The organism is Kitasatospora sp. NPDC023385, from assembly GCF_055664045.1.
This window is the reverse complement of record NZ_JBVOOL010000010.1, coordinates 189640-212721: the sequence shown is the minus strand read 5'-3', so window position 1 is coordinate 212721 and position 23082 is coordinate 189640. Positions and strand designations below refer to the sequence as shown.

The window sequence follows — 23082 nt, the reverse complement described above, 5'->3', positions numbered from 1 at the left end:
GCGGCCTGAACGGCGATGCTCAGCCGAGCGAGAGGGCGTCGACGTACACCCAGGCGCCCTCGTGCCGCACGAAGCGGCTGTGCTCGGCGAGCACGCCCTCCTCGCCCCCCTCGGTCCAGTACGCCCGGAACGCGACCGTGCCCTCCGCGTGGAACGCGCCGCCCTCGGTGGTGGAGACCACCTCCAGCCGGGTCCAGCGCAGCGCGGGGTCGAAGTCGACCTCGTCGGGCCGGGTGTCCGGGTGCCAGGTGCGCAGCAGGTACGCCTCGTCCTGCGCGGCGAAGGCGCTGAACCGGGAGCGCATCAGGGACTCGGCGGTGGAGGCCGCCGTCCGGCCGCGGTGCAGTCGGCCGCAGCAGTCGCCGTAGGCGGCGGGCAGGCCGCACGGGCACGGGGACGAGGGCAGCAGCCGGGGCGCGGTGGAGCGTGGTGCGGCGGAGCGCGGTGCTGGACGACGTGGGGACATGGGTCCATTCTCCCTCACCGCCGAGGGGCTCGGCTCCCACCCGCCCGGGGGCCCGCCCCCACGGCGTACCGAGGGGGCGGGCCCGTCCGCGTCACGCGGGGCGCCGGAAGGAGTAGTTGAACTCGGCGTGGCCGAAGTGCCGCATCATCCGCAGCCAGAACGGCATCAGCATCTCCATCGCCCGGGCCGCCGAGATGTCCCCGAGGTCGATGATCCACTCGGCCGGCCAGCCGAATTCGCCGAGCAGCGCGACGGTCTCGGCCTTGGCCGTCGCGTCGTTCCCGGCGATGAAGAGGTTGTGCTCGCCGGTCAGCCTGCCCGGCTCCACCATCAGCTCGCAGTTGATGGTGTTGAGCGCCTTCACCACCCGGGCCTCGGGGAACTCGCGCTGGATCCGCTCGCCGACGCTGTCGGTGTTCACCGGGTCCAGGGTCACCTGGCCCGACGGGTCGAACACCAGCGGGTTGGAGACGTCGACCAACAACTTCCCCGCGAGGTGCTCCGCCCCGGCGGCCCGCAGCGCCGCCAGGGCGACCGTCCCGCCGGTGGCGTTCAGCACCACCTCGCCGAAGGCGGCCGCCTCGGCGAAGGTCCCGCACCGAGCGTCGGGGCCGGCCTGCGCGGCCCAGGCCAGCCCTTTCTCGTTGTCCTTGCTCCGGGAGCCCAGCGTCACCCGGTGGCCGAGCGAGACCAGCTTGCTCCCCAGCGTCTGCCCGACCATGCCCGTGCCGATGATTCCGATCCGCACCGTTTCCCCGTCTCGTCAGGTGGAGGGCCCGTCCCGACCGGACGTTCCGGCGACGACCATAGTTGACCCGGCGTCAGACGCGCCGGAACGGCGGGCTGCCCGGTCGGGCTGGGTGCCCGGTCGGGCTGGGTGCGCGCACTCAGGGGCGAGCGTCGCCGAACCAGGTGCGCAGCGCCCGCGTCGGACCGTCCGGATCCGCCTCGCCGACGGGCGAGGCCCAGGCGACGTATCCGTCCGGGCGCAGCAGCAGGGCGCCGGCCGGCGGCTCCGCGCAGGTGGCCGCGCCGACGTCCACCCGGTCCTTCCACCCGCCGGCTTTTTCCAGCCCGGGAGCGGGGCCGTGTTGCCGGGGGTTCGGCGAGTCGCCCGGCACCCCCTGGCGGTCACTGGTAGTAGTTGCCTGCTCGCGGAGTGATCCGCCGCAGAGCCAACTCCCGCGCGCCGACCAGGCGGGACGACTCGACATGAGGAGCGGTCATGGGTGGCAGGCAGCGTCCGCCGAGAGCGCGGAACCCTCGCCGGGGCAGGCCCGCCGGAAGCGGCGCCCGGGTGGACTCCCGGGTGGAGTTCGCCCGCATCGAGGGCTTCCTGGCCTGGGAGGCGGAGATCGCGGCGGCCGAGCGCGACGCGCGCGCCTTCGCCGGGCAGTTCCCCTGGCTGCCGGCCGCGGAACGGGAGAACCTCGAACAGGCCTACACCGCCGACCGGCTGCGCTACGCCGAGGAGGTCGTCGACCGCGCCGTCGAACGCTGCCGCCGGCTGGCCGCCCGCTACCGCAGCGAGTGCCGCCGGATCTGCACCCGCTGGGCGGCGCTCTGCCTCTCCGTCACCCTGGCGGCGGCGCTGTTCGCCGTCGTCCCGGCGGCCCTGCGGCGCTGAGCCCGCAGGGCCGCCCGGTCCGCACGGACGACGAGGGCCCGCTGTGCCGTTGCCGGCGCAGCGGGCCCTCGCCCGGTGCGGGGATCAGTGGTGGCCGTGGCCGCTGGTGACCTCCGTATGCTCCTCCACGGTGGGCTTGGGGATCTGGCTGTCCCGGCCGTAGAAGCCGCGGGACAGCTTCACCCGGGCGCGCGTCAACAGGCCGGCCCTGCGGACCACCCCGTTCTCGTCCACCTCGGGCGGCAGGTCCGTCGGCTGCGGCTGGTCGTGCGCCGTGAGGGTGTAGCGCCGGCCCTGCGGCAGCGGGTCGTGGATCTCGATGAACTCGCCGTGGTGGAGCCGCTTGATGACGCCGGTCTCCCGTCCGTGCAGCACCTTCTCCTTGTCCCGCCGCTGCAGGCCCAGGCACCACCGCTTGGTGACCACGAAGACGGCCACCGGCAGGGCGAAGAAGCCGGCCCGCACCGCGTAGGTGATCGCGTTGATCGAGAGGTGGAAGTGGGTGGCCAGCAGGTCGTTGCCGCCGCCGGCGAGCAGGATCAGGTAGAGGCTCATCCAGGCCGCGCCGAAGGCCGTGCGGACCGGGGCGTTGCGCGGCCGGTCGGCGATGTGGTGCTCGCCGCGGTCCCCGGTGACCCAGGCCTCCAGGAACGGCCAGCACCAGATGACGAGCAGCACGGTCGGGAAGACCATCAGCGGGATGAACACCCCGAGGTTCAGGGTGTGGCCGCCCCAGACGCTGATCTCCCAGCCGGGCATCACGCGGATCAGGCCCTCGGAGAAGCCCATGTACCAGTCCGGCTGGGCGTCCGTGGACACCTGGTCGGGCCGGTAGGGGCCGTACGCCCAGATCGGGTTGATCGTGGCGATCGCCGACATGACCGCGACCACGCCGAAGACCAGGAAGAAGAAGCCGCCCGCCTTGGCCGTGTAGACCGGCAGCAGCGGCATGCCGACCACGTTCTCATTGGTCCGGCCGGCCCCGGCGAACTGGGTGTGCTTGTGGTAGAAGACCAGGATCAGGTGCGCCGCCAGCAGGCCCAGCATGATGCCCGGGATCAGCAGGACGTGGACGGTGAACAGGCGCGGGATGATGTCGGTGCCCGGGAACTCGCCGCCGAACATGAAGAACTGCAGGTAGGTGCCGACGATCGGGACGGACAGGATCGCGCCCTCCATGAACCGGATGCCGGTGCCGGAGAGCAGGTCGTCGGGCAGGGAGTAGCCCATGAAGCCGTCGAACATGCCGAGGATCAGCAGCAGCGCGCCGAAGACCCAGTTGATCTCCCGGGGCTTGCGGAAGGCGCCGGTGAAGAAGACGCGCATCATGTGCGTGAGCATCGCGGCGATGAAGACGACGGCCGCCCAGTGGTGGATCTGGCGCATCAGCAGGCCGCCGCGGACCTCGAAGCTGATGTTGACCGTGGAGGCGTAGGCCTCCGACATCGGGATGCCCTTGAGCGGTACGTAGGACCCGTCGTAGACGACCTCACCCATGCTCGGGGTGAAGAACATGGTGAGCCAGACGCCGGTCAGGATGATGATGACGAAGGTGTAGAGCGCGATCTCGCCCAGCATGAAGGACCAGTGGTCGGGGAAGATCTTGCGCAGGTTGGACTTGGCCAGGGCGTAGATGCCGAGCCGGCCGTCGGTCCAGTCGGCCAGCGCCTCGGCCTTGTTGGCGGGCTTGGCGCGCCTGCTGGTCACCGGTCCCGGCTGCGACTGCTGGTCGGTGCTCACGACGGGCTCCCCGGCGTCCTCGGCGCGGCCTGCTGGAGACCCGCCGGCGAGAACGCCGGCCGGCGAAGTGTTGTGATCATGGGACCTCTCGATACGGGCCCGCCGGCCGGACCGGCGCGCGGACCCGGGGGGCCCGCTGGACACGTTGCTCAGGGTGATGGAGCGCTTACTCTGTCATGCTGTCGGCAGGGGGCCGACTGTGCACGTCCATCGGGCCGTCCGGCCGCTCGTGTCGGGCCGGACGGGGGTTCCTGACGCCCGATCGGCTGGCCGCCGGTCAGCCCAACGGGTGCCGATGCTGCGGTCGGGTGCCGCTGAAGCGTTTCGGCGCGCGCCGCGCCCGGGGGTCGTGCGATCCACGGCCTACGCTGCGCCAATGGTGGATCACCGTGAACTGTTCGAGGACGTCACCGACGCCCTGGCCCGCGCCGGGTTCGACACCGCGCCGGGCCCCTCACCGCTGTGGATCGGCCGTCACCCCGAAGGCGTGGTGGTCGGCTGGAGCCCGGGCGCGGACCCGGACGGGCCGCCGACCCGGGAGGCGCGCGCGGCACTGAGCGCTGCCGCCGCGCTCGTGCTGCGCGAGTGCGGCTACCTGGTCGACGCGACGGAGACGGGAGACCTGGTCGTGCGCTCCGCCGAACCGGTGACGGTCCTGGCCGAGCCGGAGCCGGTGCCGGAGCAGTGGTGGGGGTGACCCGCGCCCGCCGGCGCCGCCGAGCGTGCCGACCTGCGGGTTTGGCGAGCACCCGGGCCTTCTCATACCGAACCCTTACCTGAAGCGGGGGTGCAGTTGACCAGCGCGGCTCTAAGGTTTGCCTAAGCTAAGCCGAAGCGCCCTGGACCACGACGTCCGGGGCGCTCGGCTGTGCCGCTCCACCGCCACCGCGGCGGCGCGAGGACAGGTGACGGCCCGGGGTGACCCGGGGGAGGAGCCCGCTGCATGTGGGATGAGGCGTTTCCCAGCTTCCTGATCGGGCTACGCGAAGGCCTGGAAGCCGGACTGATCGTGTCGATCCTGATCGCCACACTGGTCCGGGCGGGCCAGAAGACCCGGTTGCCCCAGGTGTGGACGGGCGTCGCGGCGGCCCTCGCACTCAGCCTGAGCTTCGGAGCGGTGCTCACCTTCACCGCCGCCAACCTCTCCGGCCACGCCCAGGAGGCGTTCGGCGGAGTGCTCAGCCTGATCGCGGTCTGCTTCGTCACCGCGATGGTGTTCTGGATGCGCCGGTCGGCGCGCACCCTCTCCGCGGACCTGAAGGAGAAGGTCCGGGCCTCGCTGGCGATGGGCGCTGGCGCGCTCGTCCTCACCAGCTTCCTCGCGGTCGCCCGCGAAGGCCTGGAGACCTCCCTCTTCCTGTGGACCAACGTGCGCACCGCCGGGGAGTCCACCGGGCCGCTGATCGGCGCGGCCGTCGGCCTGGTGCTCTCCACCGCGCTCTGCTGGGGCCTGTACCGGCGGGCGCTGAAGATGAACCTCACCCGGTTCTTCACCATCACCGGCGCCGGTCTGATCGTCGTCGCGGCGGGCGTGCTCGGCTACGGCCTGCGCGACCTGCAGGAGTCCGGCCTGGTCGGCGGCGGCAGCGCGTACGCCTTCGACCTGAGCGGGCACCTGGACGCCTCGTCCTGGTACGCCACCCTCGTCCAGGGCACGCTCAACCTGACCGTCACCATGACGGTCCTGCAGGTCGTCGGTTATGTGGCGTACCTGGGTGTCGTGATGGCGACGTTCATCGAGGGCGTCCGGGGTGGCGCCAGCGCTCCGGCTGCGGGCTCGGGGACGGCGGCGGCCCCCGCGAAGGATGCGGCTGCGGATGCGGATGCGGGCTCCGTGAACGTTTCGGCTGCGAAGGGCGCGGCCGCCGGGGAGGCGGCCGGGCCGGTGCGCCCCGGCCGTCCGCGCTGGGTACTGCCCACCGCGCTGGTCGCCGTCCCGGTCGTGGTGGCGGGCGCCGTGATCGCGGTCAGCGACGGCAAGCAGGACAGCTCGGCCACCGTCTCCGTCTCCGAGCAGGAGTGCGGCCGGGGATTCAGCTCCCCGCAGCCCGGCCAGCAGGTGTTCCAGATGCACAACACCGGCGACAAGGTCTCCGAGGTGTACCTGGTCGACCCGGCCACCGGCGCGGTCTACGGCGAGATCGAAGGCCTCGCCCCCGGCACCACCCGGGCCCTGACCGCCACCATCGGCACCGGCGACTACGCCTGGCGCTGCGTGCCCACCGGCGGGAAGCCCGTCACCTCCAGCGCGGTGCACGTCACCGGTGGCAGCGAGGTCAAGGCCGTCAAGCCGGTCTCCGAGGACGACCTCAAGGCCCCGCTCGACAGTTACAAGGACTACGTCGTCCAGGGCCTCGCCACGCTCGTGACACAGACCCAGAAGCTCCAGGCCGACGTGCACTCCGGCGAGCTCGCCACCGCCAAGGCCGACTGGCTCACCACCCACCTGCAGTACGCCTCGCTCGGCGCGGCCTACGGCACCTTCGCCGACCTCGACGGCAAGATCGACGGGCGCCCGGACGGCCTCCCCGACAAGTACCAGGACCCGGGCTTCACCGGCTTCCTGCGCTTGGAGTACGGCCTCTGGCACGACCAGTCCGCCGCCGACCTGACCCCCGTCGCGGACCAACTGGTGCAGGACGTCGCCAAGCTGGTGCACGACTTCCCCGGGCAGGACTTCGCCCCCGGCGACCTGCCGCTGCGCGCCCACGAAATCCTGGAGAACACCCTCCAGTTCGAACTGACCGGCGACGCCGACATGGGCAGCGGCACCAACCTGGCCACCGCCCAGGCCCACCTGGCCGGCACCCGGGAACTGCTGACGCTGCTGCAGCCGCTGCTCGACGAGCGCGACCCGCAGGTGCTGGTGCGGGTGAACGCCGGGATGAAGCGGGTCGGCGACCTCGTGGCCGCCGCGCAGCGACCCGAGGGCTGGACCCCGGTGGACCGGCTCCCAGCCGACAGCCGCCGTCAGCTCGACGGCGCCACCGGCCAACTGCTCGAAGACCTCGCCCCCATCCCCGCCCTGCTCGAGATCCGGAAGGCCGCCTGATGACCGACCACACCGCAGCCGCCGGCTCCTGCCCGTTCCCGCACGCCGCGGCGGCCGCTGTCGGGGCCACTGCCGAGGTCGCTCTCGAGGCCGCCGTCGAGGCTGGCGGGCGGGCCGTCGTCGGCGAGACCGTCGCGCAGGGCGGCTGCCCGGCCGGACCGGCCCGGCGCCGCTTCGTGCGGGCCGCGCTCGGTGCCGGTGCCGGAGCGGCCGTGCTCGCCGGCGGCGCCCTCACCCTCGGCGTCGACCCGGCCTCCGCCGGGGACAGCCGGCAGACGAAGAACGGGGCGGTGCCGTTCCACGGCGACCACCAGGCCGGCGTCACCACCCCGGCCCCGGGCTACGCGGCCTTCGTCTCCTGCCAGGTCATCGCCCAGGACCGCAAGGGCCTCGAAGACCTCTTCAAGGCCCTGACCGAGCGGATCCGCTTCCTCTCCACCGGCGGCACCCCGCCCGACCTCGGCGTCGGCGCGCCGCCCTCGGACAGCGGCATCCTCGGCCCGACCGTCCCCACCGACAACCTGACCGTCACGGTCGGCGTCGGCGCCTCGCTCTTCGACGACCGCTACGGGCTTGCCAAGGCCAAGCCGGTCAGGCTGGCGCCGATGAAGACCTTCCCCAACGACAACCTGCAGGCCGCCGAACTGCACGGCGACCTGTCGCTGCAGATCTGCGCCGACCGCCAGGACACCGTGCTGCACGCACTGCGCGACATCACCCGGCACACCCGGGGCGCGATGCAGATCCTCTGGCGGATCGACGGCTTCCAGAACCAGTCCCGCCCGGACGGCGCGCAGCGCAACCTGCTCGGCTTCAAGGACGGCATCGTCAACCCGGACACCACCTCCTCGCGCGAGATGGACCGGCTGGTCTGGGTCACTGACGGAACAGGCGAACCCGGCTGGGCGACCGGCGGCAGCTACCAGGTGATCCGGATCATCCGGATGCTGATCGAGTTCTGGGACCGCGTCACCCTCGCTGAGCAGGAGAAGATGTTCGGCCGCCGCCGGGACACCGGCGCGCCGCTGGACGGCCGCCAGGAGACCGACGCGCCGGACTACGCCAAGGACCCGGACGGCAAGGCGATCCCGCTCGACGCGCACATCCGGCTCGCCAACCCGCGCACCGCCGACACCGACGGCTCGCGCATCCTGCGCCGGGGCTTCAACTACGACCGGGGCATCGACAAGGCGGGCAACCTGGACATGGGCCTGGTGTTCTGCTGCTACCAGCAGGACGTGGTGCGGCAGTTCGAGGCCACCCAGACCCGGCTCATCGGCGAGCCGCTGGTGGACTACATCTCGCCGACCGGAGGCGGGTACTTCTTCGTCCTGCCGGGCGTGAAGGACAACGCCGACTGGCTCGGGCGAGGGCTGCTGGCCGCCGTGTGACGTGGCGGGGCGCGGTGTGGCGCGGCGTGGCGGGGCGTTAGGTGGCGCGGCGCGGCGCGGTGCCGCGTGGCGTGGGGGGGGGGGGGGGGGGCGGGGCCCCCCCCCCCCCCCCCCCCCCCGCCGCGGTCAGGACCCGAGTGTGAAGCCGATGACCGCTCCGCCGCCCTCCCGGTTGGCGGCGAAGGCGGTGCCGCCGTGCGAGCGGGCCACCTCGTGCACGATGGCCAGGCCCAGCCCCGAACCGGGCAGGCTGCGGGCGGCGGTGGCCCGGTAGAAGCGGTCGAAGACCCGGTCGAGGTCGGCCTCCTCGATGCCGGGACCGCGGTCGCGCACCTCCACCCGCGGGCCGCGCACCACGACCTCGATCGGCCCCGCCCCCGCCGGGTCGAACTTGGCGGCGTTGTCGAGAAGATTGCCCACCGCGCGGGCCAGCGCGTCCGGACGGGCGGTGACGACGGTGTCGTCCGCGTCCACGCGGATCTCCCGGTCGCTGCGCCGCCGGGCCTGGGCGGCGGCCTCGCGGACCACCTCGGCCAGCACCACCCCGGTCGGCAGCTCGTCCGCCCTGCGGTCCGCGGCGAGCGCCACCAGTTCCTCGACCAGCAGGGTCAACTCCCGTGCCTCCTCGGCCAGATCGGCCAGCAGCGCGGCACGCTCGGCGGGCGGCAGCCGGTCCATCGCGGGGAGCACCGAGAGGTTGGTACGCAGACTGGTCAGCGGAGTGCGCAGCTCGTGCCCGGCGTCCTGGACGAGCCGGCGCTGGTTCTCCTTGGCGGTGGCCAGACGGACCAGCATCCGGTCGAAGGCCCGGCCGAGCCGACCCACCTCGTCCTTCCCGGCGGCGGGCACCGGGACGTCGAGCCGGCCGCTGGCGGCGACCAGTTCGGCCGCGTCGGTGAGCCGGACCAGCCGACCGGTGATCCGCCGGGCCGACAGCCGGCCGGCCCCGCCGGCGAGCAGCGCCACGACCGCCACCAGGGCGGCCGTACGGATCCGCAGGGCCGCCAGCAGGCGCTCGGTCGGCTCGACCTGCTGGATGATCTGGACCGCGCCGCGGTGGCCGCCGAGCGAGACCACGCCCACCCGGAGGGCGTCGCCGTGCAGGCGGCGCAGCCCGGTGGCGGTGCGGCCGGGCTCCGCGGCCCGGGCGAGTTCGCGGTCGGCCGGGCTGGGCGGCAGGTCGAGCCGGCCGGTGCCGGGCAGCACCCGGGCGTCGGGGTCGAGCGCCTGCGAGGTCACCCGGATCGGCCGCAGCAGGTCGTCGCTGAGACCGCTCGGGCCGACGAAGTCCCCCGGGAAGAGGTTCTCGCGTTCGACCTGCCGGTGGACGGACTCGACGGCCGCGGAGAAGTCGGCGGTCTCGTCGTCCCGGATCAGCCGGGCGGCGGCGTGGTAGCCGAGCGCGCCGATCAGCACCGCGACCAGGGCGGCGATCGCGGCGAAGGCGAGCGAGAGCGTGGTGCGCAGGCCCGGGCGCGGCAGCCGCGGACGGCGGCGGGCCGGGCCGGTCACGGCTCGCGCAGCGTGTAGCCGACGCCGCGGACGGTGTGGATCAGCGGGGGCAGGCCCGAGTGGTCGAGCTTGCGGCGCAGGTAGCCGATGAAGACGGCGAGGTTCTTCGAACCGGGGCCGAAGTCGTAGCCCCAGATCCGCTCGTACAGGGTGGCCTGGTCGAGGACGGCTCCGGCGTGCCGGGCCAGCAGCTCCAGCAGGTCGAACTCGGTGCGGGAGAGTTCGAGTTCCTGGCCGGCCCGCCAGGCCCGGCGGGCGGCCGGCTCGATCCGCAGGTCCGCGACGCTCAGGACCTCGGCGGCGGGCGCGGGCGGGTTGCGGCGCAGCAGGGCGCGCAGGCGGGCGAACAGCTCGTCCACGTCGAAGGGTTTGACCAGGTAGTCGTCGGCCCCGGCGTCGAGGCCGGCGATCCGGTCCGGCACCTCGACCCGGGCGGTGAGCATCAGCACCGGGGTGCGGTCGCCGGCGGCGCGCAGCCGGCGGCAGACCTCCAGGCCGTCCGGCTCGGGCATCATCACGTCGAGCAGCAGGACGTCCGGTCGCTGCTCGGCGAGCACGGCCAGGGTCTGGGTGCCGTTCGCGGCGATCCGCACCCGGTAGCCCTCCAGCATCAGCGCTCGGGCGAGCGAATCGCGGATGGCCCGGTCGTCCTCGGCGATCAGCACGATATGGGTCATACCGAGGATTCTCCCTGGCGTGCTCACGACGCTTCCGGGCGGGTCCGGAGGACGGCCGGGCAGGCCGCACAACTGCCGCTTTCGCGCGCTCCTTCGCAGGCGTACGGTGGCCACACGGGGGCGCGCCGCCGGGTGGGCCGCCTGGTCCGTGTCGGCACGCCCCGCCGGAGGCCGCGATGGCAGACCGGATGGCCTTCCTCACCACCGCGCGTGCAGAGCGGGCGCGCCGGGACGCGCGCGAGCGCCTGGGGGACTGGAACGAGGTGTACCGGCCGGGCTCCCCGCTGCCGGTAGTCGGCGGCCAAGCCGAGCGGTGCATGGACTGCGGGCTGCCGTTCTGCCACAACGCCTGCCCGCTCGGCAACCTCGTACCGGAGTGGAACCGCCTGGTGGCCGCAGGGGACTGGCAGGCCGCGGCGGCCCGGCTGCTGGCGACCGACAACTTCCCGGAGTTCACCGGGCGGCTCTGCCCGGCCCCCTGCGAGAGCGCCTGCGTCCTGGCCATCGACGGGGCCGCGGTGGCCATCAGGAACGTCGAACTGGCCATCGCCGACCGGGCCTGGGACGAAGGCTGGGACGGCCCGCGCCCGCCCGAGCGGCGCGGCGGGGGCCGGGTCGCTGTGATCGGCTCGGGCCCGGCCGGGCTGGCCGCCGCTCAGCAGCTGACCCGCGCCGGGCACACCACCACGGTGTACGAGCGGGCCGACCGCCCGGGCGGGCTGCTCCGGTACGGCATCCCGCCGTTCCGGCTGGAGAAGCACCGGCTGGACCGCCGGATCGACCAACTGCGCGCCGAGGGAACGGAGTTCCACACCGGCGTCTGGGTCGGCCGGGACGTCACGGGCGAGGAACTCCGGGCCGGATACGACGCCCTGATCGTCGCGGTGGGCGCGACCGCCTGCCGCGAACTGCCGGTACCCGGCCGCGAACTGCCCGGAGTACATCCGGCAATGGACTACCTGACCTGGGCGAACCGCGTCGACGAAGGCGACTGCGCCGCCTCCCCGGTCTCCGCGGAAGGCCGCCACGTGGTGATCGTCGGCGGCGGGGACACCGCGGCCGACTGCCTGGGGACGGCGCTGCGCCAGCACGCCGCCTCGGTCACCCAACTGGACATCAACCCACGCCCGCCGGACGGCCGGGCACCCGGGCAGCCCTGGCCGGTGCACCCCAAGGTGTACCGGGAGACCACCTCGCACGAGGAGTCCGGTGCCGCCGTGGCCGGGCCGCGGGTGTTCGCGGCGGCCACCGTGGGCTTCGAGCCGGGCCCGGACGGCCGGCTCGCCGCCGTCCGCTTCGCCGAAGCGGGAGGCGGGGGCGGAGGGGGCGGTGGAGGTAGAGGGGGCGGTGGAGGTGGTGGTCGCGGTGAGAGCGGGGCTGGGGCTGGGGGTGGTACCGGAGCGGGCGTTGGAGCCGTCGTCGGAACCGGAACCGGAACGGGAACCGGAGCCGAGGCCGCTGACCGCAGCCCGCGGGCCGGTACGGAGCGGAGCCTGCCCGGGCAGCTCGCGCTGCTTGCGCTGGGCTTCACCGGGCCGGAGCCGGACCAGCGGCTCTTCGCCCAACTGGGCCTCGCCACGGGCCCGGAGGGCACGCTGGCCCGGGACGACGGATTCGGCACCGCGACGCGGGGCGTGTTCGTCGCGGGCGATGCCGGGCGCGGGCAGTCGCTGATTGTCTGGGCGATCGCCGAGGGACGGGCGGCGGCTGCGGCGGTAGACCGCTACCTACGCGGCCGGACCGAACTCCCGGCGCCGATCAGCGCATCGGCGCGGGCGCTCACGCTGTGAGGGGGCGTCTGGTCGGTACCGGGAAAGGCCGGTGGGTGTCGGGTCGGTGGTACGGGTGGTGTGCGGGGTCGGTCCTCTGCGAGCCTCGTCCGCCACGTTGATCCGCTCGGTGCGGCCGGTCGTGTCGGTGGTGGTGCGCGCATCAGGGCGTGGGCTCCCCGGTGGGTTCGGAGGAGGGTTCGGAGCAGAGCTCGGCGGAGGGCCCGGCCTCGGAGTCCGTCCGGAATGGAATGGTTCCAGATCGCGCTGCGGAAGGTGTCGCCGATCCAGTGCGCGCCACCGGCGACGGTCAGGCAGAGCAGGACGGCCCACAGGCTCGGGGCCAAGGCGGCCGCAGTCGTCGCCGCACCGACCAGGGCGGCGGAGCACACGACCAGCCGGCCGTGTCGGTGGACCCGCCCGGTCCAGCCGCCGGTCGCGGCGGCGACCAGACTTCCGGCCGCGCCGGCCGAGTAGAGCAGCCCGAGCGCCCACGTCGCGTCCAGATCCTCCGCCAGGAAGGGGAACAGCGCGGTGGGCAGGGCGAAGGCGGTGGCCGCGAGGTCGGCCAGGTAGGTGCCGATCAGATCCGGTCGTCGGGCGGCGTAGCGGGCGCCCTCGACGAAGTCACTGAGCCGCGGCTTCTCGGCGTCCCGGTCGGAGGGGACGGGTCGGACCCGGGCCAGCAGGGCGATGGAGAGGAGGAAGGAGCCGAGGTCGACCAGGTAGGCCGCCGGGGCGCCGGCGGCCGCGATCAGCAGTCCGGCGGCGGCCGGTGCGGCCACTCCGCCGATGCTCCAGCGCAGGGAGAGCAGGGCCCCGGCCGCCACCAGCTGATCGGGCGGGACCAGTCGGGGGATCATCGCCTCGACCGAGGGCTGCTGGACGCCCTGCAGGGCCGCCGCCACCCCGGCGGCGAGGTAGAGCGGCCAGACGGCGGGGGTGCCGAGCAGGGCGTTGGCCAGCAGCAGCGCGCTGAGCGCGGCCAGGGCGACCTCGGTGACCAGGGCCACCGTGCGGCGGTCGGCGCGGTCGGCGAGGACGCCGCCGTAGAGGCCGAAGAGGACGGTGGGTACGAGTTCGACCGCGCCGACCGCCGCACGGCCAGCGGCGAGTGGGTGAGGTCGGCGATCTGCAGGGGGACTGCCGTCATGGTGAAGACCGAGCCGAGCAGGGTGACCGTGCCGGAGGTCCAGGTCAGCCGGAAGCCCCGGGAGGAGCGCCAGGGCGCGGTGTTCGGGAGAAGCCGAGACCAGGAGCGGTCGGGGGTGGAGGGCATGGAGGACATGTGGGAGCGGATCCCTTCGTGGCCGGCGGCGTCGCGACGGCTCTCCTTATCGCCGATAAATTCCAGCTCGGGAACTTATCGGCGATAAGGTGGCTCCGGCAATCGGTTTACCCGGGAGGCTGATCGAATGGCGCTGCAACGTGACGAGGTGGTGCGAACCGCCCTGCGCCTGCTCAACGACGAGGGCATCGACGGGCTGACCACCCGGCGGCTCGCCCGCGAACTAGGCGTCCAGTCCCCGGCGTTGTACTGGCACTTCAGGAACAAGCGGGAACTGCTCGACCTGATGGCCGAAGCGATGCTCGCCGACGCCCTCCCGCCCGACCGCGAGCCGGACCCCGAGCGCTGGCCCGAGTGGATCACCGCCGACGCCCGCGCCAAGCGCCACGCCCTCCTCGCCTACCGCGACGGCGCCCGGGTGCACGCCGGCACCCTGCCCACTGAGGACGAACTCCCGGCAGTCGAAGCACAGTTGAGCGCCCTCTGTCGGTCCGGGCTGAGCCCGCGCACGGCGCTACGGCTGCTGCTGACCGTCGACCGGTACATCATGGGCTGGGTCACCGAGGAGCAGGCCTGGCGGCAGGACACCGCGGACAGCGACCGGCCGCCGTTCCCGGACGAAGCGCTGCGCGAGCTCCCGCTGCTGCGCGAGGCGGCCGACGTGCTGCGGATGACCGACCACGACGCCGACTTCGACTACGGGCTCCGCGTGTTGGTCGAAGGCTTCCGGGTGGAGATCGACCGGGAGGCTGCTCGGGAGGTCGCCGGGGAGATCGGCTGTGAGATGGACCGGAAGGTCGGCGGGGAGGCTGCCCGGGAGGCGGCGGGCCCGACCCGAGCGGAGGATGGGCTAGCGTGAGGCCCATGACCGCCCATGACCGCCCTTGACCCCCGCCGCACGGCGCTGGTCCTGATCGACCTGATGGACCGGATCGTCGCCAACCCGCTTGCGCCGCGCACCGGTTCGGAGGTGGTCGCGACCTCGCTGGAGCTCGCCCGGACCTTCCGAGCCGCCGGTGCCCCGGTCGTCGCCGTACGGGTCGAGCGGCTGAACGTCGCCGAGCAGCCGCCCGGAAGCGAACTCGTCGCGGAGGTCGAGGCGGTGGCCGACGAGATCGTCACCAAGCGCACCATCGGCGCCTTCCAGGGCACCGGACTGCACGAGCTGCTGCAGTCGCGAGGCGTGCAGACCCTGGTGTTCACCGGGATCGCCACCAACCTCGGCGTTGAGTCGAGTGCCCGAGCGGCCGCCGACCACGGGTACGAGCTGGTGTTCGTCGAGGACGCGATGGCCGCGCTCACGGCGGACGAACACTGGGCGTCCGTGGACCTGGACTTCCCTCGCCTCGGTGACATCGTGGCGGCGGCGGACCTGCGGCTGGCTTAGGGCGTCCGCCAGTAGGTGCTGCAGGTGCTGGCAGCAGGCAGGGCCGCATGGCCCGTTCCGCTCGCGCCCTCCTTCTCCACGAAGGATTCGACGAGATCCGCCACCACCGCACCGGGCACTGACGCTGCCCACCACCGCGCCCCGCCCGCCCGGCCACCCAGGCCCGGTGAGCGGGGCGCCATGGTGCGCGGCGCGGCCGCGCAGCGGGCAGATCATGCAGTTGCGCGCGACCGCCCGCAAGCACCGCCGGGCCCAAGAGGGCCGAGGCCAAGGACTCGTCGAAGGCCCGACGGTAGCCCGGACTACCGGGAGCCCGCCACAGGGCGCGACTTGTAGAAGGACTCCTCCAAGTAGGCGGCCTCGTGCGGCTGGTAGGGCTCCTCCAAGTAGGCGGCCTCGTCTTCGTCGAGTTCGACGTCCACCGCGGCGACCGCGTCGGCCAGCTGGGCCGGCTTGGTGACCCCGACGATGGGCGAGGTCACCGCCGGGTTGCGCATGACCCAGGCCAGGGCGACCTGGGCCGGGGACAGACCCCGCTTGCCCGCGATCTCGTGGACGCGCTCGGCCACTGCCTGGTCCCCGTCGCGGTAGAGGATCTTGCCGCCCTCGTCGGTCTCGGCACGCGCCGTGGCGGTGTCCCGGACCCGCGTCAGCCTGCCTCGCGCCAGCGGGCTCCACGGGATCACGCCAATGCCCTGGTCGGCGCAGAGCGGGAGCATCTCCCGCTCTGCTTCTCGGTGGATGAGGTTGTAGTGGTCCTGCATCGACACGAACCGGGTCCAGCCGTTCAGGTCAGCCAGGTACAGGGCCTTGGCGAACTGCCAGGCGTACATGGAAGAGGCTCCGATGTAGCGGACCTTCCCGGACTTGACCGCGTCGTGCAGCGCCTCGAGGGTTTCCTCGATCGGGGTGTCGTAGTCCCAGCGGTGGATCTGGTAGAGGTCGATGTAGTCGGTCCCCAACCGCTTCAGGGAGGCGTCGAGCTCGGCGAAGATCGCCTTGCGGGACAGCCCGGCGCCGTTTGGGCCGGGGCGCATCCGCATCCAGACCTTGGTGGAGAGAACGACCTCCTCGCGCCGGGTGAAGTCCTTGACCGCCTGACCGACGATCTCCTCGCTGCTTCCGGCGCTGTACCCATTGGCTGTGTCGAGGAAGTTGACGCCGCCCTCGAGGGCCTGCTTGATGATGTCCCGGCTGGCGTCCGCGCCCAGCGACCAGGGCTCGCCGCCCCGGTCCGGCTCACCGAAGCTCATGCAGCCGAGGGTGATGGCGGAGACTTCCAGACCGGTCGTTCCGAGTTTGATGTATCGCATGCTTCGGACCCTAGGAGTTGGAGCGCGTTCTAACGCAAATTCGGAGGCGTGGGGCATGCGCGCCCTGTCAGGTTTCGACCGTTTCGGTCAGACGTACCAGAGAACCCAGTAGTGGCGAGTAACGAACTGTCAATTCTCGGCCGAGCACGTGGGGCACTACTCGGCCCTCCCGACGGCAAACCGCCCTCGCGGGTCCGTCGCCACGACCGATCATCGCTCGATTGCTAAGGGCGTCCGCCAGGAGGCGTGGTGGGCGGTAACAGCAGAGCAGGCACGGCCCGCCCGATCATGGAGTTCTCTACGCCTCATGATCACCGGGGGATCCGTGCCTGCCGTCCCATCATGCATTCTCGACCCGATCCGCGACCAGTTCCTCGCGCTCCTGCCCGTGCGCGAGGACCGGCACCCGCTGGGCTGTCACAACCCTCGGATCAGCGACGCCGTCGTCTTCGACCGGCTGGTGCAGGTCCTGGTCTTCGGCTGCGGATACGAACGCGTCGCCGACGAGCACTGCTCGGCCACCACCTTGCGCCGACGCCGCGACGAGTGGATCGCCGACGGCGTGATGGAGAGCCTGCGACTGCTCGCGCTCGCCGCCTACGACCGCATGATCGGCCTCGAACTCGACCGCCTGAGCGCCGACGGCTGCATCACCAAGGCGCCCTCCGGCGGTGAATGCGCAGGGAAGAGCCCGGTCGACCGTGCCAAACTCGGGTTGAAACGCTCGCAGTTGACCGACGGCACCGGCATTCCCCTGGTCACCGAGCCGGCACCGGCCAACACCCGCGACCATACCCTGCTGCCCGCCACCCTCGACCGCTTCACCGCCCTCGAACAGGTCCTCGGACCGCTGCCGGAGCACCCGCGTCTCACCCTGGACGCCGGCTATGACTACCGGATCGTCCACGACGACCTGGCCGGCCGGAGGATCGACGCCCGCATCGCCCCGCGCGGCGCGAAGACCCAGATCCAGACCGACGGCCGGTGGGTCGTCGAGCGCACGAAGTGCGCCACGAGGCGCTCTGTTTGTATCCCCGGTTCAGCCGGGAGGAACTCGGAAGGAGGTTCCTGGGCCGAATGACTTACCTGGATCCGAAAGGTGAAGGGGACAAGAGCATGTCAGAAAACCGGTGACTGGGCCCAGTTGTCCGGGGCGGTGTGCCGGGCGGCCCGCGCGATATGGCGAAGACTGGATTGTTTGAAGCCTAATCTCCAGAAGATGCAAGTTCCCATCCGTCGGAAAGACAGCTGAAACCGACGCCGACCCTGCACCGGTTTCGATTGTGTCAACTGGTGCAACTTCCGGGGTTCGGAGCGATGTCCAGCGAGGACATTCAAGGAGATGAGTGGGACGCCTAAGTCGCGCTAGAACGTACAGACAGGGACGAACGTGGGATCGCCTACGGGACGCGAGTCCTATGGCGACGGAGGCCCCGTAGTAGTCGCCGGAGTCACGCCCGGCCGGGGAGGGCGGGAAAGCCGTCCGCAGGGCGAAGGGGGCCAGGTGATTCGGACACCCGGATATGGGGAGGTATGCGAAATGCAGAGCGCCGCAACGGTGCTGGGTGTCCTGCGTGAGCGCGGCAGGCGTGGCCTGCCGTGCGACGAACTGTATCGGCAGTTGTTCAACCCGCAGTTGTATCTGCTGGCCTACGGTCGCATCTACGCCAATCATGGCGCGATGACGCCCGGGGTCACGCCGGAAACCGTGGACGGCATGTCCCAGCGGAAGATCGACCGGATCATCGAGGCGATGCGCCACGAGCGCTACCGCTTCCGGCCGGTCAGGCGCGTGCACATCCCGAAGAAGAACGGGAGTACGCGTCCTCTGGGCCTGCCGACCTGGTCGGACAAGCTCGTCGGGGAGGTGGTCCGCTTGCTCCTGGAGGCGTACTACGAGCCGACGTTCTCCGATCGATCCCATGGATTCCGTCCCCGACGGGGCTGCCACACCGCACTGCGGGAGGTGGCCCACACCTGGACCGGGACTTCCTGGTTCATCGAAGGGGACATCGCCGACTGCTTCGGCAGCCTGGACCACCAGGTCCTGCTGTCGATCCTCGGCGAGAAGATCCATGACCAGCGGTTCCTGCGGCTGGTGCGCAACATGCTGACGGCCGGATACCTGGAGGACTGGAAATGGGGCGCCACGCTCTCCGGAGCGCCGCAAGGCGGAGTGGCTTCCCCGATCCTGTCCAACATCTACCTGCACAAGTTGGACGAGTTCGTCGAGAAAGTTCTGATCCCGGAGTACACCTATGGAGAGCGCCGGGCCAGAAACCCGGCATATCTGGAGTTGCAGAATCTGCTGGCGAAAGCCCGCCGGCGCGGTGAACGGCCCCAGGCCCGGACATTGCGTCAGCGGATGACCGGCCTGCCGAGCGCGGATCCGAACGATCCGGAATATCGGCGGCTGCGTTATGTTCGCTACGCGGATGACCATCTCCTTGGATTCACCGGACCGAAGGCCGAAGCCGAGCAGATCAAACGCCGTCTGGCGGAGTTCCTGCGTGACGAACTCAAGCTGGAACTCTCCCAGGAGAAGACGCTGATCACCCACGCCCGCACCCGGGCGGCACGGTTTCTCGGTTACGAGGTCACGACCCAGCACAACGACACGAAGAAGACCGGCCGCTACCGCAGGGTCAACGGCCAGATCGCCCTTCGTGTCCCCCGGGACGTGATCAAGGCCAAATGCGAGCCCTACCTCGCCCGCGGAAAGCCCGCGAAGCGAACGGAACTGACCAACGGCAGCGATCACGCGATCGTCGCCACGTTCGGGGCCGTCTACCGGGGCATCGTCCAGTACTACCTGCTTGCCGGAGACGTCTTCCGGCTGCACCGCCTGCAATGGGTCATGGAGACCTCCATGCTCAAGACCCTTGCGGGCAAGCACCGTTCGACCGTGTCGAAGATGGCCGCCAAGCACAAGGCCAGGATCGACACACCAAACGGGCCCCGAGTCTGCTTCGAGGCCCGGATCGAGCGGACGAACAGGAAGCCACTGGTGGCGCGGTTCGGTGGAATCCCTCTCCAGCAGCAGCGATCGGCGAAGATCACTGATCGTCGGCCTGTCTGGGTGGACTACCCGCAGAAGGAGCTGATCACCAGGCTTCTGTCGGACACATGCGAGATCTGCGGGGCCACCGGTGATGTCCAGGTGCATCACGTCCGTGCCCTGGCCGATCTCGCTCGTGCCGGATGGCCGCCGTCCGACTGGGCGCGCGTCATGCTCGACCGGCGGCGCAAGACCCTCGTGGCCTGCACCGCCTGCCATGACCGCATCCACAAGGAACGAACGGCCAGATCACTCACGTCGTGATCACTGGAGAGCCGGATGACCAGGAAACTGTCATGTCCGGTTCGGCGGGAGGCCGCGCGGAAAAGGACCTGTCACGGGCAGGCACCTCGCCGCGCGGCCGACCCAACCGCCTGGATGAACAACTTCGGCAAGCTCCGGCGCTGCACCGAACGCCGGAGAGCGGCCGTCGAGTTCTTCCTCGCCCTGGCCGCCACCGTCATCACCGTCCGCTGCCTGATCCGACGCGCCTGGACCCTCTACCGCTGGAACACCCGCCCTCGAAGCCCACGCATCCGATGACCTACTGGCGGACGCCCTTAGCGCGGACGGGACACGCGCGCCGGTTCGGCCGCTGCCTGCGCGGAGCCGGTTCATCGGTCGGCGGCGGCCGCCCTCAGCGCCTCCCGCAGCCGTCCGTTCGCGGCGGTGAGGAGGCGGGCAGCGGTCGACGCGTTCACATCCGCGAGTAGGACCAGGACAGCGTCCTTCGCCCGCCCACCGGTTGCAGCCAGCGCGCTGCGCACCGCTTCCTCGTCGGCACCGGTGGCCTCGACGACGATCCGGCGGGCGCGCTCGCGCAGCTTGGCGTTGGTGGCCCGGACGTCGACCATCAGGTTCCCGTACGTCCGGCCAAGGCGGACCATCACGGCCGTCGACAGCATGTTGAGCACCAGCTTCTGCGCGGTGCCCGCCTTCAACCGGGTCGACCCGGCCAGCACCTCCGGGCCGACCTCCACCTCGATGCCCAGCTCGGCGGCGGCCACCAACGCCGAACCGCGATTGCACGCCAGGCCGACGGTCAGCGCTCCGACGGCCCGCGCGGCCCGGACCGCCGCCACCGCGTACGGTGTCCGGCCGGAGGCGGAGACGCCGACCAGGGTGTCGGCGGGAGTGAGTCCGAGCGCGGCCACATCGGCCTCGGCGAGATCGGGGCGGTCCTCGGCGCCCTCGACGGCCTCCGTGAGGGCCGTCCGGCCGCCCGCGATCAGCCCGACGACCAGGGCCGGATCGGTGCCGAAGGTCGGCGGCCACTCGGCGGCGTCCAACACCCCCAGCCGGCCGGCCGTCCCCGCACCCGCGTAGACCAGGCGGCCACCAAGCGCCATCCGGGCGGCCACCTCGTCCACCACGGCGGAGATCCGCAGCAGCTGTCCGGCGACGGCGGCGGGCACGGCACGGTCCTCGGCGTTCATCAGGCGGAGGAGCTCGGGGGTGGACAGCTCGTCGATCGTGGCCCAGTCGGGGCGGATCGCCTCGGTGGGTGGCACGGCCTCGGGAGCGGTGGGCGCCGGGGTGGGGTTTTGGGTCGTGGGGGCCCGGGCCGCGGAGGCCCCGGTCTGGGGGTGCTCGTTCATGGGGCGAGCGTCCCCGGGTGCGGGCGCCGCGAATCGGGGCAAGCGTGGGGAAGGAGGTGGAGGCCATGGAACTGAGCGTTTCCGAGCTGCTGGACCGGTTCGGCCGCACCTACGCGGAGGAAGCCGGGATCGCGCTGCGGGACAAGCCCTCGCCGCTCTACCGGTTGCTCGTCCTGACCGTGCTGTGCTCGGTGCGGATCAGCGCCGACATCGCCACGGCGGCGGCCCGCGAGCTGTCGGTCGAAGGCCTGCGGACGCCGCGCGCGATGGTCGACGCCCGGCGCGGCACACTGATCGCCGCGCTCGGCCGGGCGCACTACGTGCGCTACGACGAGAGCACCGCCACCGCACTCGGCCAGGGCGCCCAACTGCTGCTCGACCGCTGGCACGGCGACCTGCGGCGGTTGCGGGAGGAAGCCGGCGGCGATCCGGGGCGGATCGGCGAGCTGCTGCAGGAGTTCCCCCGGGTCGGGCCGGTCGGGGCCGGGATCTTCCGGCGCGAGGCCCAGGCGGTCTGGCCCTCGCTGCGGCCGTACTTCGACGAGCGGGTGCTGGAGGAGGCCCGGACGCTCGGGCTGCCGGGGACGTCAGACCGCTTGGCGGGGTTGGTCGCGGGGAACGACCTGGCGCGGTTGGCGGCTGCGTTGACCAGGGCGAGCTTGGCCCACGTCGGGGCGGCTTGAGCGGTGGGTCGGTTAGCGGTAGGTGGGTGAGCGGTGGGGCGCCCGTGCGATGGGGTGGAGGTTCGGGGGTGTCAGGCCATCCAGAAGAACACCGCCGTCATCCGGCGGTCCTCCAGTTCCTCGCCGTAGTAGGTGGTGGCGCTGTGGATCAGGTTGGCGTGGTAGAGCAGCAGTTGGTTGTAGCGGTTGGGGACGCGGATGTCCTCGACGAAGTGGTCGCCGGGCACACGCCGGGTGCCGAGCGCCTCGACCAGGTTGTTGTGCGGGGCGTTGACCAGGTTGCCGCCGAGGCGGCCGCCGGGGAACTGCTGGCGGTAGAAGCTGGTACCGGCGTCCTTGGGCGCTCCCGGGCTGAGGTAGAGCACGGCGGCGTAGCGGCAGAGTGCACGGGAGTCGGTGTGCGGGCGGGACTCCGATTCCCCGGCGCCGACGACCTGGACGCAGTTGTGGTTGAGCGTGCCGCCGCCCGGGGTGCTCTGCACCCAGAGCCGGGACGCGCCGGTGGCCTTGCGGACCTGCGCTTCTACGCGGGCCAGCTCGTCGGGTTCCAGACCCGGCATGGTGCGCAGGCCGGGCCAGGTCTCGGGGCGGTGGGGGTAGCCCTCGGTCCAGTCGCCGCGGGCCAGGCAGCGCTCGCGGACGGCGTCCGGGTCGGGCAGGACGTCGTTGAGGACCCAGTAGTCCCGGCCCCGGGTGGGCTTGCGGTACGGCAGGACCGGCAGGGCGGTGGGCCTGATGGGCTGTGAGGACATGCGCCGACCATAGAGGCGGTGATCGTCAACCTTCTGCCGTGGGCAGGTCAACTTTGCGTCAAGGGCCTTCCGGTAGGGGATCGTCGGCCTCCCGTACGGCGAAGCCGCCCAGGGCGCCCTGCAGTCGGTCGTAGGCCTGGATCGCCGAGGGCCGCACGGCGGTGGCGATCGAGGCCTGCGTCTCGCCGGCCAGCGTGCGGCGGAACACCTCGGTGAACAGCGCCCGGTCGACGGCGGCGAGCAGCGCGGCGGCGACCCGGCTCTCGAAGCCGACGGGTCTCTCGTGCACGGCCTCGGCCAGGGCCTCGGCGAGGGTGGTCTCGCCCTGCTCGTGCAGTTCGCGCAGCCGGGCGGTCAGGGCGGGGCTGTCGACGACCGTCCGGGCGAAGGCCGGGCCGGAGAAGCCGAGGCGGGGATCGTGCCGGTCGATCCCGGCCAGGCAGTCGCGGCGCAGTGCGGCGAGGGCGGACTCGCCCGGTGCGCGCCCGGCGACGGCCCGGGCGAGTCGGCGGACGATCTCCTCGTGCAGGTCGAAGAAGAGGTCCTCCTTGTGCGGGAAGTGGTTGGTGACGGTCATCTTGGCGACGCCCGCGGCGGCCGCGACCTCGGCGATGGTCGTCCGGTCGAAGCCCTGGTCGATGAAGAGCCTGGTCGCGGCGTGCGAGATCGCCTCGCGGGTGCGGCGCTTGTTGAGCTCGCGCAGGTTCGTGGTGGTCCCGGTCCCGGTCATGGCAGGAGCGTAGCGCAGTTCGATAGGTCGAGCACAGTA

At 72.1% G+C, this 23082-nt stretch carries 21 protein-coding genes and 1 pseudogene; 11 read left to right on the top strand and 11 right to left on the bottom strand.

Annotated elements, in window-relative coordinates; all coding sequences use genetic code 11:
- Window positions 1-19: 19 nt before the first annotated feature.
- The 3 genes from AC0B61_RS18290 to AC0B61_RS18280 form a co-directional block, all read right to left on the bottom strand.
- Window positions 20-466: a YchJ family protein gene (locus AC0B61_RS18290; RefSeq protein WP_471741694.1), complete on the bottom strand. Its 447-nt coding sequence runs from the start codon at window positions 464-466 to the stop codon at window positions 20-22.
- A 91-nt stretch (window positions 467-557) separates the two neighbouring features.
- The gene (locus AC0B61_RS18285) at window positions 558-1214 is read right to left on the bottom strand and encodes an NADPH-dependent F420 reductase (RefSeq protein WP_471741693.1); all 657 of its coding nucleotides are present in this window, start codon (window positions 1212-1214) and stop codon (window positions 558-560) included.
- 139 nt (window positions 1215-1353) lie between these two features.
- Entirely contained in the window at window positions 1354-1587 is a 234-nt protein-coding gene (locus AC0B61_RS18280; RefSeq protein WP_471741692.1) for an aromatic-ring hydroxylase C-terminal domain-containing protein, read from the bottom strand.
- 188 nt (window positions 1588-1775) lie between these two features.
- On the opposite strand from AC0B61_RS18280, the gene AC0B61_RS18275 reads away from it, so the two are divergent.
- The gene (locus AC0B61_RS18275) at window positions 1776-2093 is read left to right on the top strand and encodes a cytochrome C oxidase subunit I (RefSeq protein WP_471741691.1); all 318 of its coding nucleotides are present in this window, start codon (window positions 1776-1778) and stop codon (window positions 2091-2093) included.
- 84 nt (window positions 2094-2177) lie between these two features.
- On the opposite strand, the gene qcrB is transcribed toward AC0B61_RS18275, so the two are convergent.
- Complete coding sequence (qcrB, locus tag AC0B61_RS18270; RefSeq protein ID WP_471741759.1) at window positions 2178-3800, bottom strand: cytochrome bc1 complex cytochrome b subunit; 1623 nt, start codon at window positions 3798-3800, stop codon at window positions 2178-2180.
- Between the two features lie 409 nt (window positions 3801-4209).
- On the opposite strand from qcrB, the gene AC0B61_RS18265 reads away from it, so the two are divergent.
- The 3 genes from AC0B61_RS18265 to efeB all read left to right on the top strand — a co-directional run bounded on the left by AC0B61_RS18265 (window position 4210) and on the right by efeB (window position 8276).
- Window positions 4210-4530 carry a hypothetical protein gene (locus AC0B61_RS18265; RefSeq protein ID WP_471741690.1) on the top strand — a complete coding sequence of 107 codons (321 nt, stop codon included), beginning with the start codon at window positions 4210-4212 and terminating at the stop codon, window positions 4528-4530.
- Window positions 4531-4776: 246 nt separating this feature from the next.
- The gene (efeU, locus tag AC0B61_RS18260; protein ID WP_471741689.1) at window positions 4777-6885 is read left to right on the top strand and encodes an iron uptake transporter permease EfeU; all 2109 of its coding nucleotides are present in this window, start codon (window positions 4777-4779) and stop codon (window positions 6883-6885) included.
- On the top strand, window positions 6885-8276 hold the full coding sequence (gene efeB / locus AC0B61_RS18255) for an iron uptake transporter deferrochelatase/peroxidase subunit (RefSeq protein WP_471741688.1): 1392 nt from the start codon (window positions 6885-6887) through the stop codon (window positions 8274-8276). Before efeU ends, efeB begins: the two co-directional genes overlap by 1 nt.
- 126 nt (window positions 8277-8402) lie before the next feature.
- On the opposite strand, the gene AC0B61_RS18250 is transcribed toward efeB, so the two are convergent.
- Together AC0B61_RS18250 and AC0B61_RS18245 are read right to left on the bottom strand one after the other, a co-directional pair.
- Window positions 8403-9788: a HAMP domain-containing sensor histidine kinase gene (locus AC0B61_RS18250; protein ID WP_471741687.1), complete on the bottom strand. Its 1386-nt coding sequence runs from the start codon at window positions 9786-9788 to the stop codon at window positions 8403-8405.
- Window positions 9785-10465 carry a response regulator transcription factor gene (locus AC0B61_RS18245; protein ID WP_471741686.1) on the bottom strand — a complete coding sequence of 227 codons (681 nt, stop codon included), beginning with the start codon at window positions 10463-10465 and terminating at the stop codon, window positions 9785-9787. The genes AC0B61_RS18250 and AC0B61_RS18245 overlap by 4 nt, the downstream gene beginning before the upstream one ends.
- Before the next feature lie 176 nt (window positions 10466-10641).
- Here AC0B61_RS18245 and AC0B61_RS18240 point away from each other — a divergent pair, with 176 nt between their 5' ends.
- Window positions 10642-12255 carry a glutamate synthase subunit beta gene (locus tag AC0B61_RS18240; protein ID WP_471741685.1) on the top strand — a complete coding sequence of 538 codons (1614 nt, stop codon included), beginning with the start codon at window positions 10642-10644 and terminating at the stop codon, window positions 12253-12255.
- Here AC0B61_RS18240 and AC0B61_RS18235 read toward each other — a convergent pair.
- Window positions 12189-13430: an MFS transporter gene (locus AC0B61_RS18235; protein ID WP_471741758.1), complete on the bottom strand. Its 1242-nt coding sequence runs from the start codon at window positions 13428-13430 to the stop codon at window positions 12189-12191. The two genes, AC0B61_RS18240 and AC0B61_RS18235, sit on opposite strands and share 67 nt — an antisense overlap.
- 219 nt (window positions 13431-13649) lie before the next feature.
- On the opposite strand from AC0B61_RS18235, the gene AC0B61_RS18230 reads away from it, so the two are divergent.
- Window positions 13650-14381, top strand: coding sequence for a TetR/AcrR family transcriptional regulator C-terminal domain-containing protein (locus tag AC0B61_RS18230; protein ID WP_471741684.1), 732 nt, complete (start codon window positions 13650-13652; stop codon window positions 14379-14381).
- Between the two features lie 15 nt (window positions 14382-14396).
- Window positions 14397-14909, top strand: coding sequence for an isochorismatase family protein (locus AC0B61_RS18225; RefSeq protein ID WP_471741683.1), 513 nt, complete (start codon window positions 14397-14399; stop codon window positions 14907-14909).
- 302 nt (window positions 14910-15211) lie between these two features.
- On the opposite strand, the gene AC0B61_RS18220 is transcribed toward AC0B61_RS18225, so the two are convergent.
- Complete coding sequence (locus AC0B61_RS18220; protein ID WP_078644889.1) at window positions 15212-16222, bottom strand: aldo/keto reductase; 1011 nt, start codon at window positions 16220-16222, stop codon at window positions 15212-15214.
- A 325-nt stretch (window positions 16223-16547) separates the two neighbouring features.
- On the opposite strand from AC0B61_RS18220, the gene AC0B61_RS18215 reads away from it, so the two are divergent.
- The 3 genes and pseudogenes from AC0B61_RS18215 to AC0B61_RS18205 form a co-directional block, all read left to right on the top strand.
- Complete coding sequence (locus AC0B61_RS18215; protein WP_471741757.1) at window positions 16548-17303, top strand: transposase; 756 nt, start codon at window positions 16548-16550, stop codon at window positions 17301-17303.
- Between the two features lie 459 nt (window positions 17304-17762).
- Window positions 17763-19544, top strand: a complete 1782-nt coding sequence (locus tag AC0B61_RS18210) for a reverse transcriptase/maturase family protein (RefSeq protein ID WP_471741682.1) — start codon at window positions 17763-17765, stop codon at window positions 19542-19544.
- Window positions 19545-19652: 108 nt separating this feature from the next.
- A pseudogene (locus AC0B61_RS18205) lies at window positions 19653-19823 on the top strand (IS5/IS1182 family transposase); the annotation flags it as partial.
- Window positions 19824-19894: 71 nt separating this feature from the next.
- Here the strand turns inward: AC0B61_RS18205 and murQ are convergent.
- A complete protein-coding gene (gene murQ, locus AC0B61_RS18200) occupies window positions 19895-20878 on the bottom strand; it encodes an N-acetylmuramic acid 6-phosphate etherase (protein WP_471741681.1) in 984 nt (327 codons plus the stop codon).
- A 65-nt stretch (window positions 20879-20943) separates the two neighbouring features.
- Here murQ and AC0B61_RS18195 point away from each other — a divergent pair, with 65 nt between their 5' ends.
- Complete coding sequence (locus tag AC0B61_RS18195) at window positions 20944-21561, top strand: endonuclease (RefSeq protein WP_471741680.1); 618 nt, start codon at window positions 20944-20946, stop codon at window positions 21559-21561.
- Between the two features lie 71 nt (window positions 21562-21632).
- Here AC0B61_RS18195 and AC0B61_RS18190 read toward each other — a convergent pair whose 3' ends face one another.
- Window positions 21633-22313, bottom strand: coding sequence for a DUF6445 family protein (locus AC0B61_RS18190; RefSeq protein ID WP_471741679.1), 681 nt, complete (start codon window positions 22311-22313; stop codon window positions 21633-21635).
- Window positions 22314-22371: 58 nt separating this feature from the next.
- Complete coding sequence (locus tag AC0B61_RS18185) at window positions 22372-23043, bottom strand: TetR/AcrR family transcriptional regulator (RefSeq protein WP_471741678.1); 672 nt, start codon at window positions 23041-23043, stop codon at window positions 22372-22374.
- Between the last annotated feature and the right edge of the window lie 39 nt (window positions 23044-23082).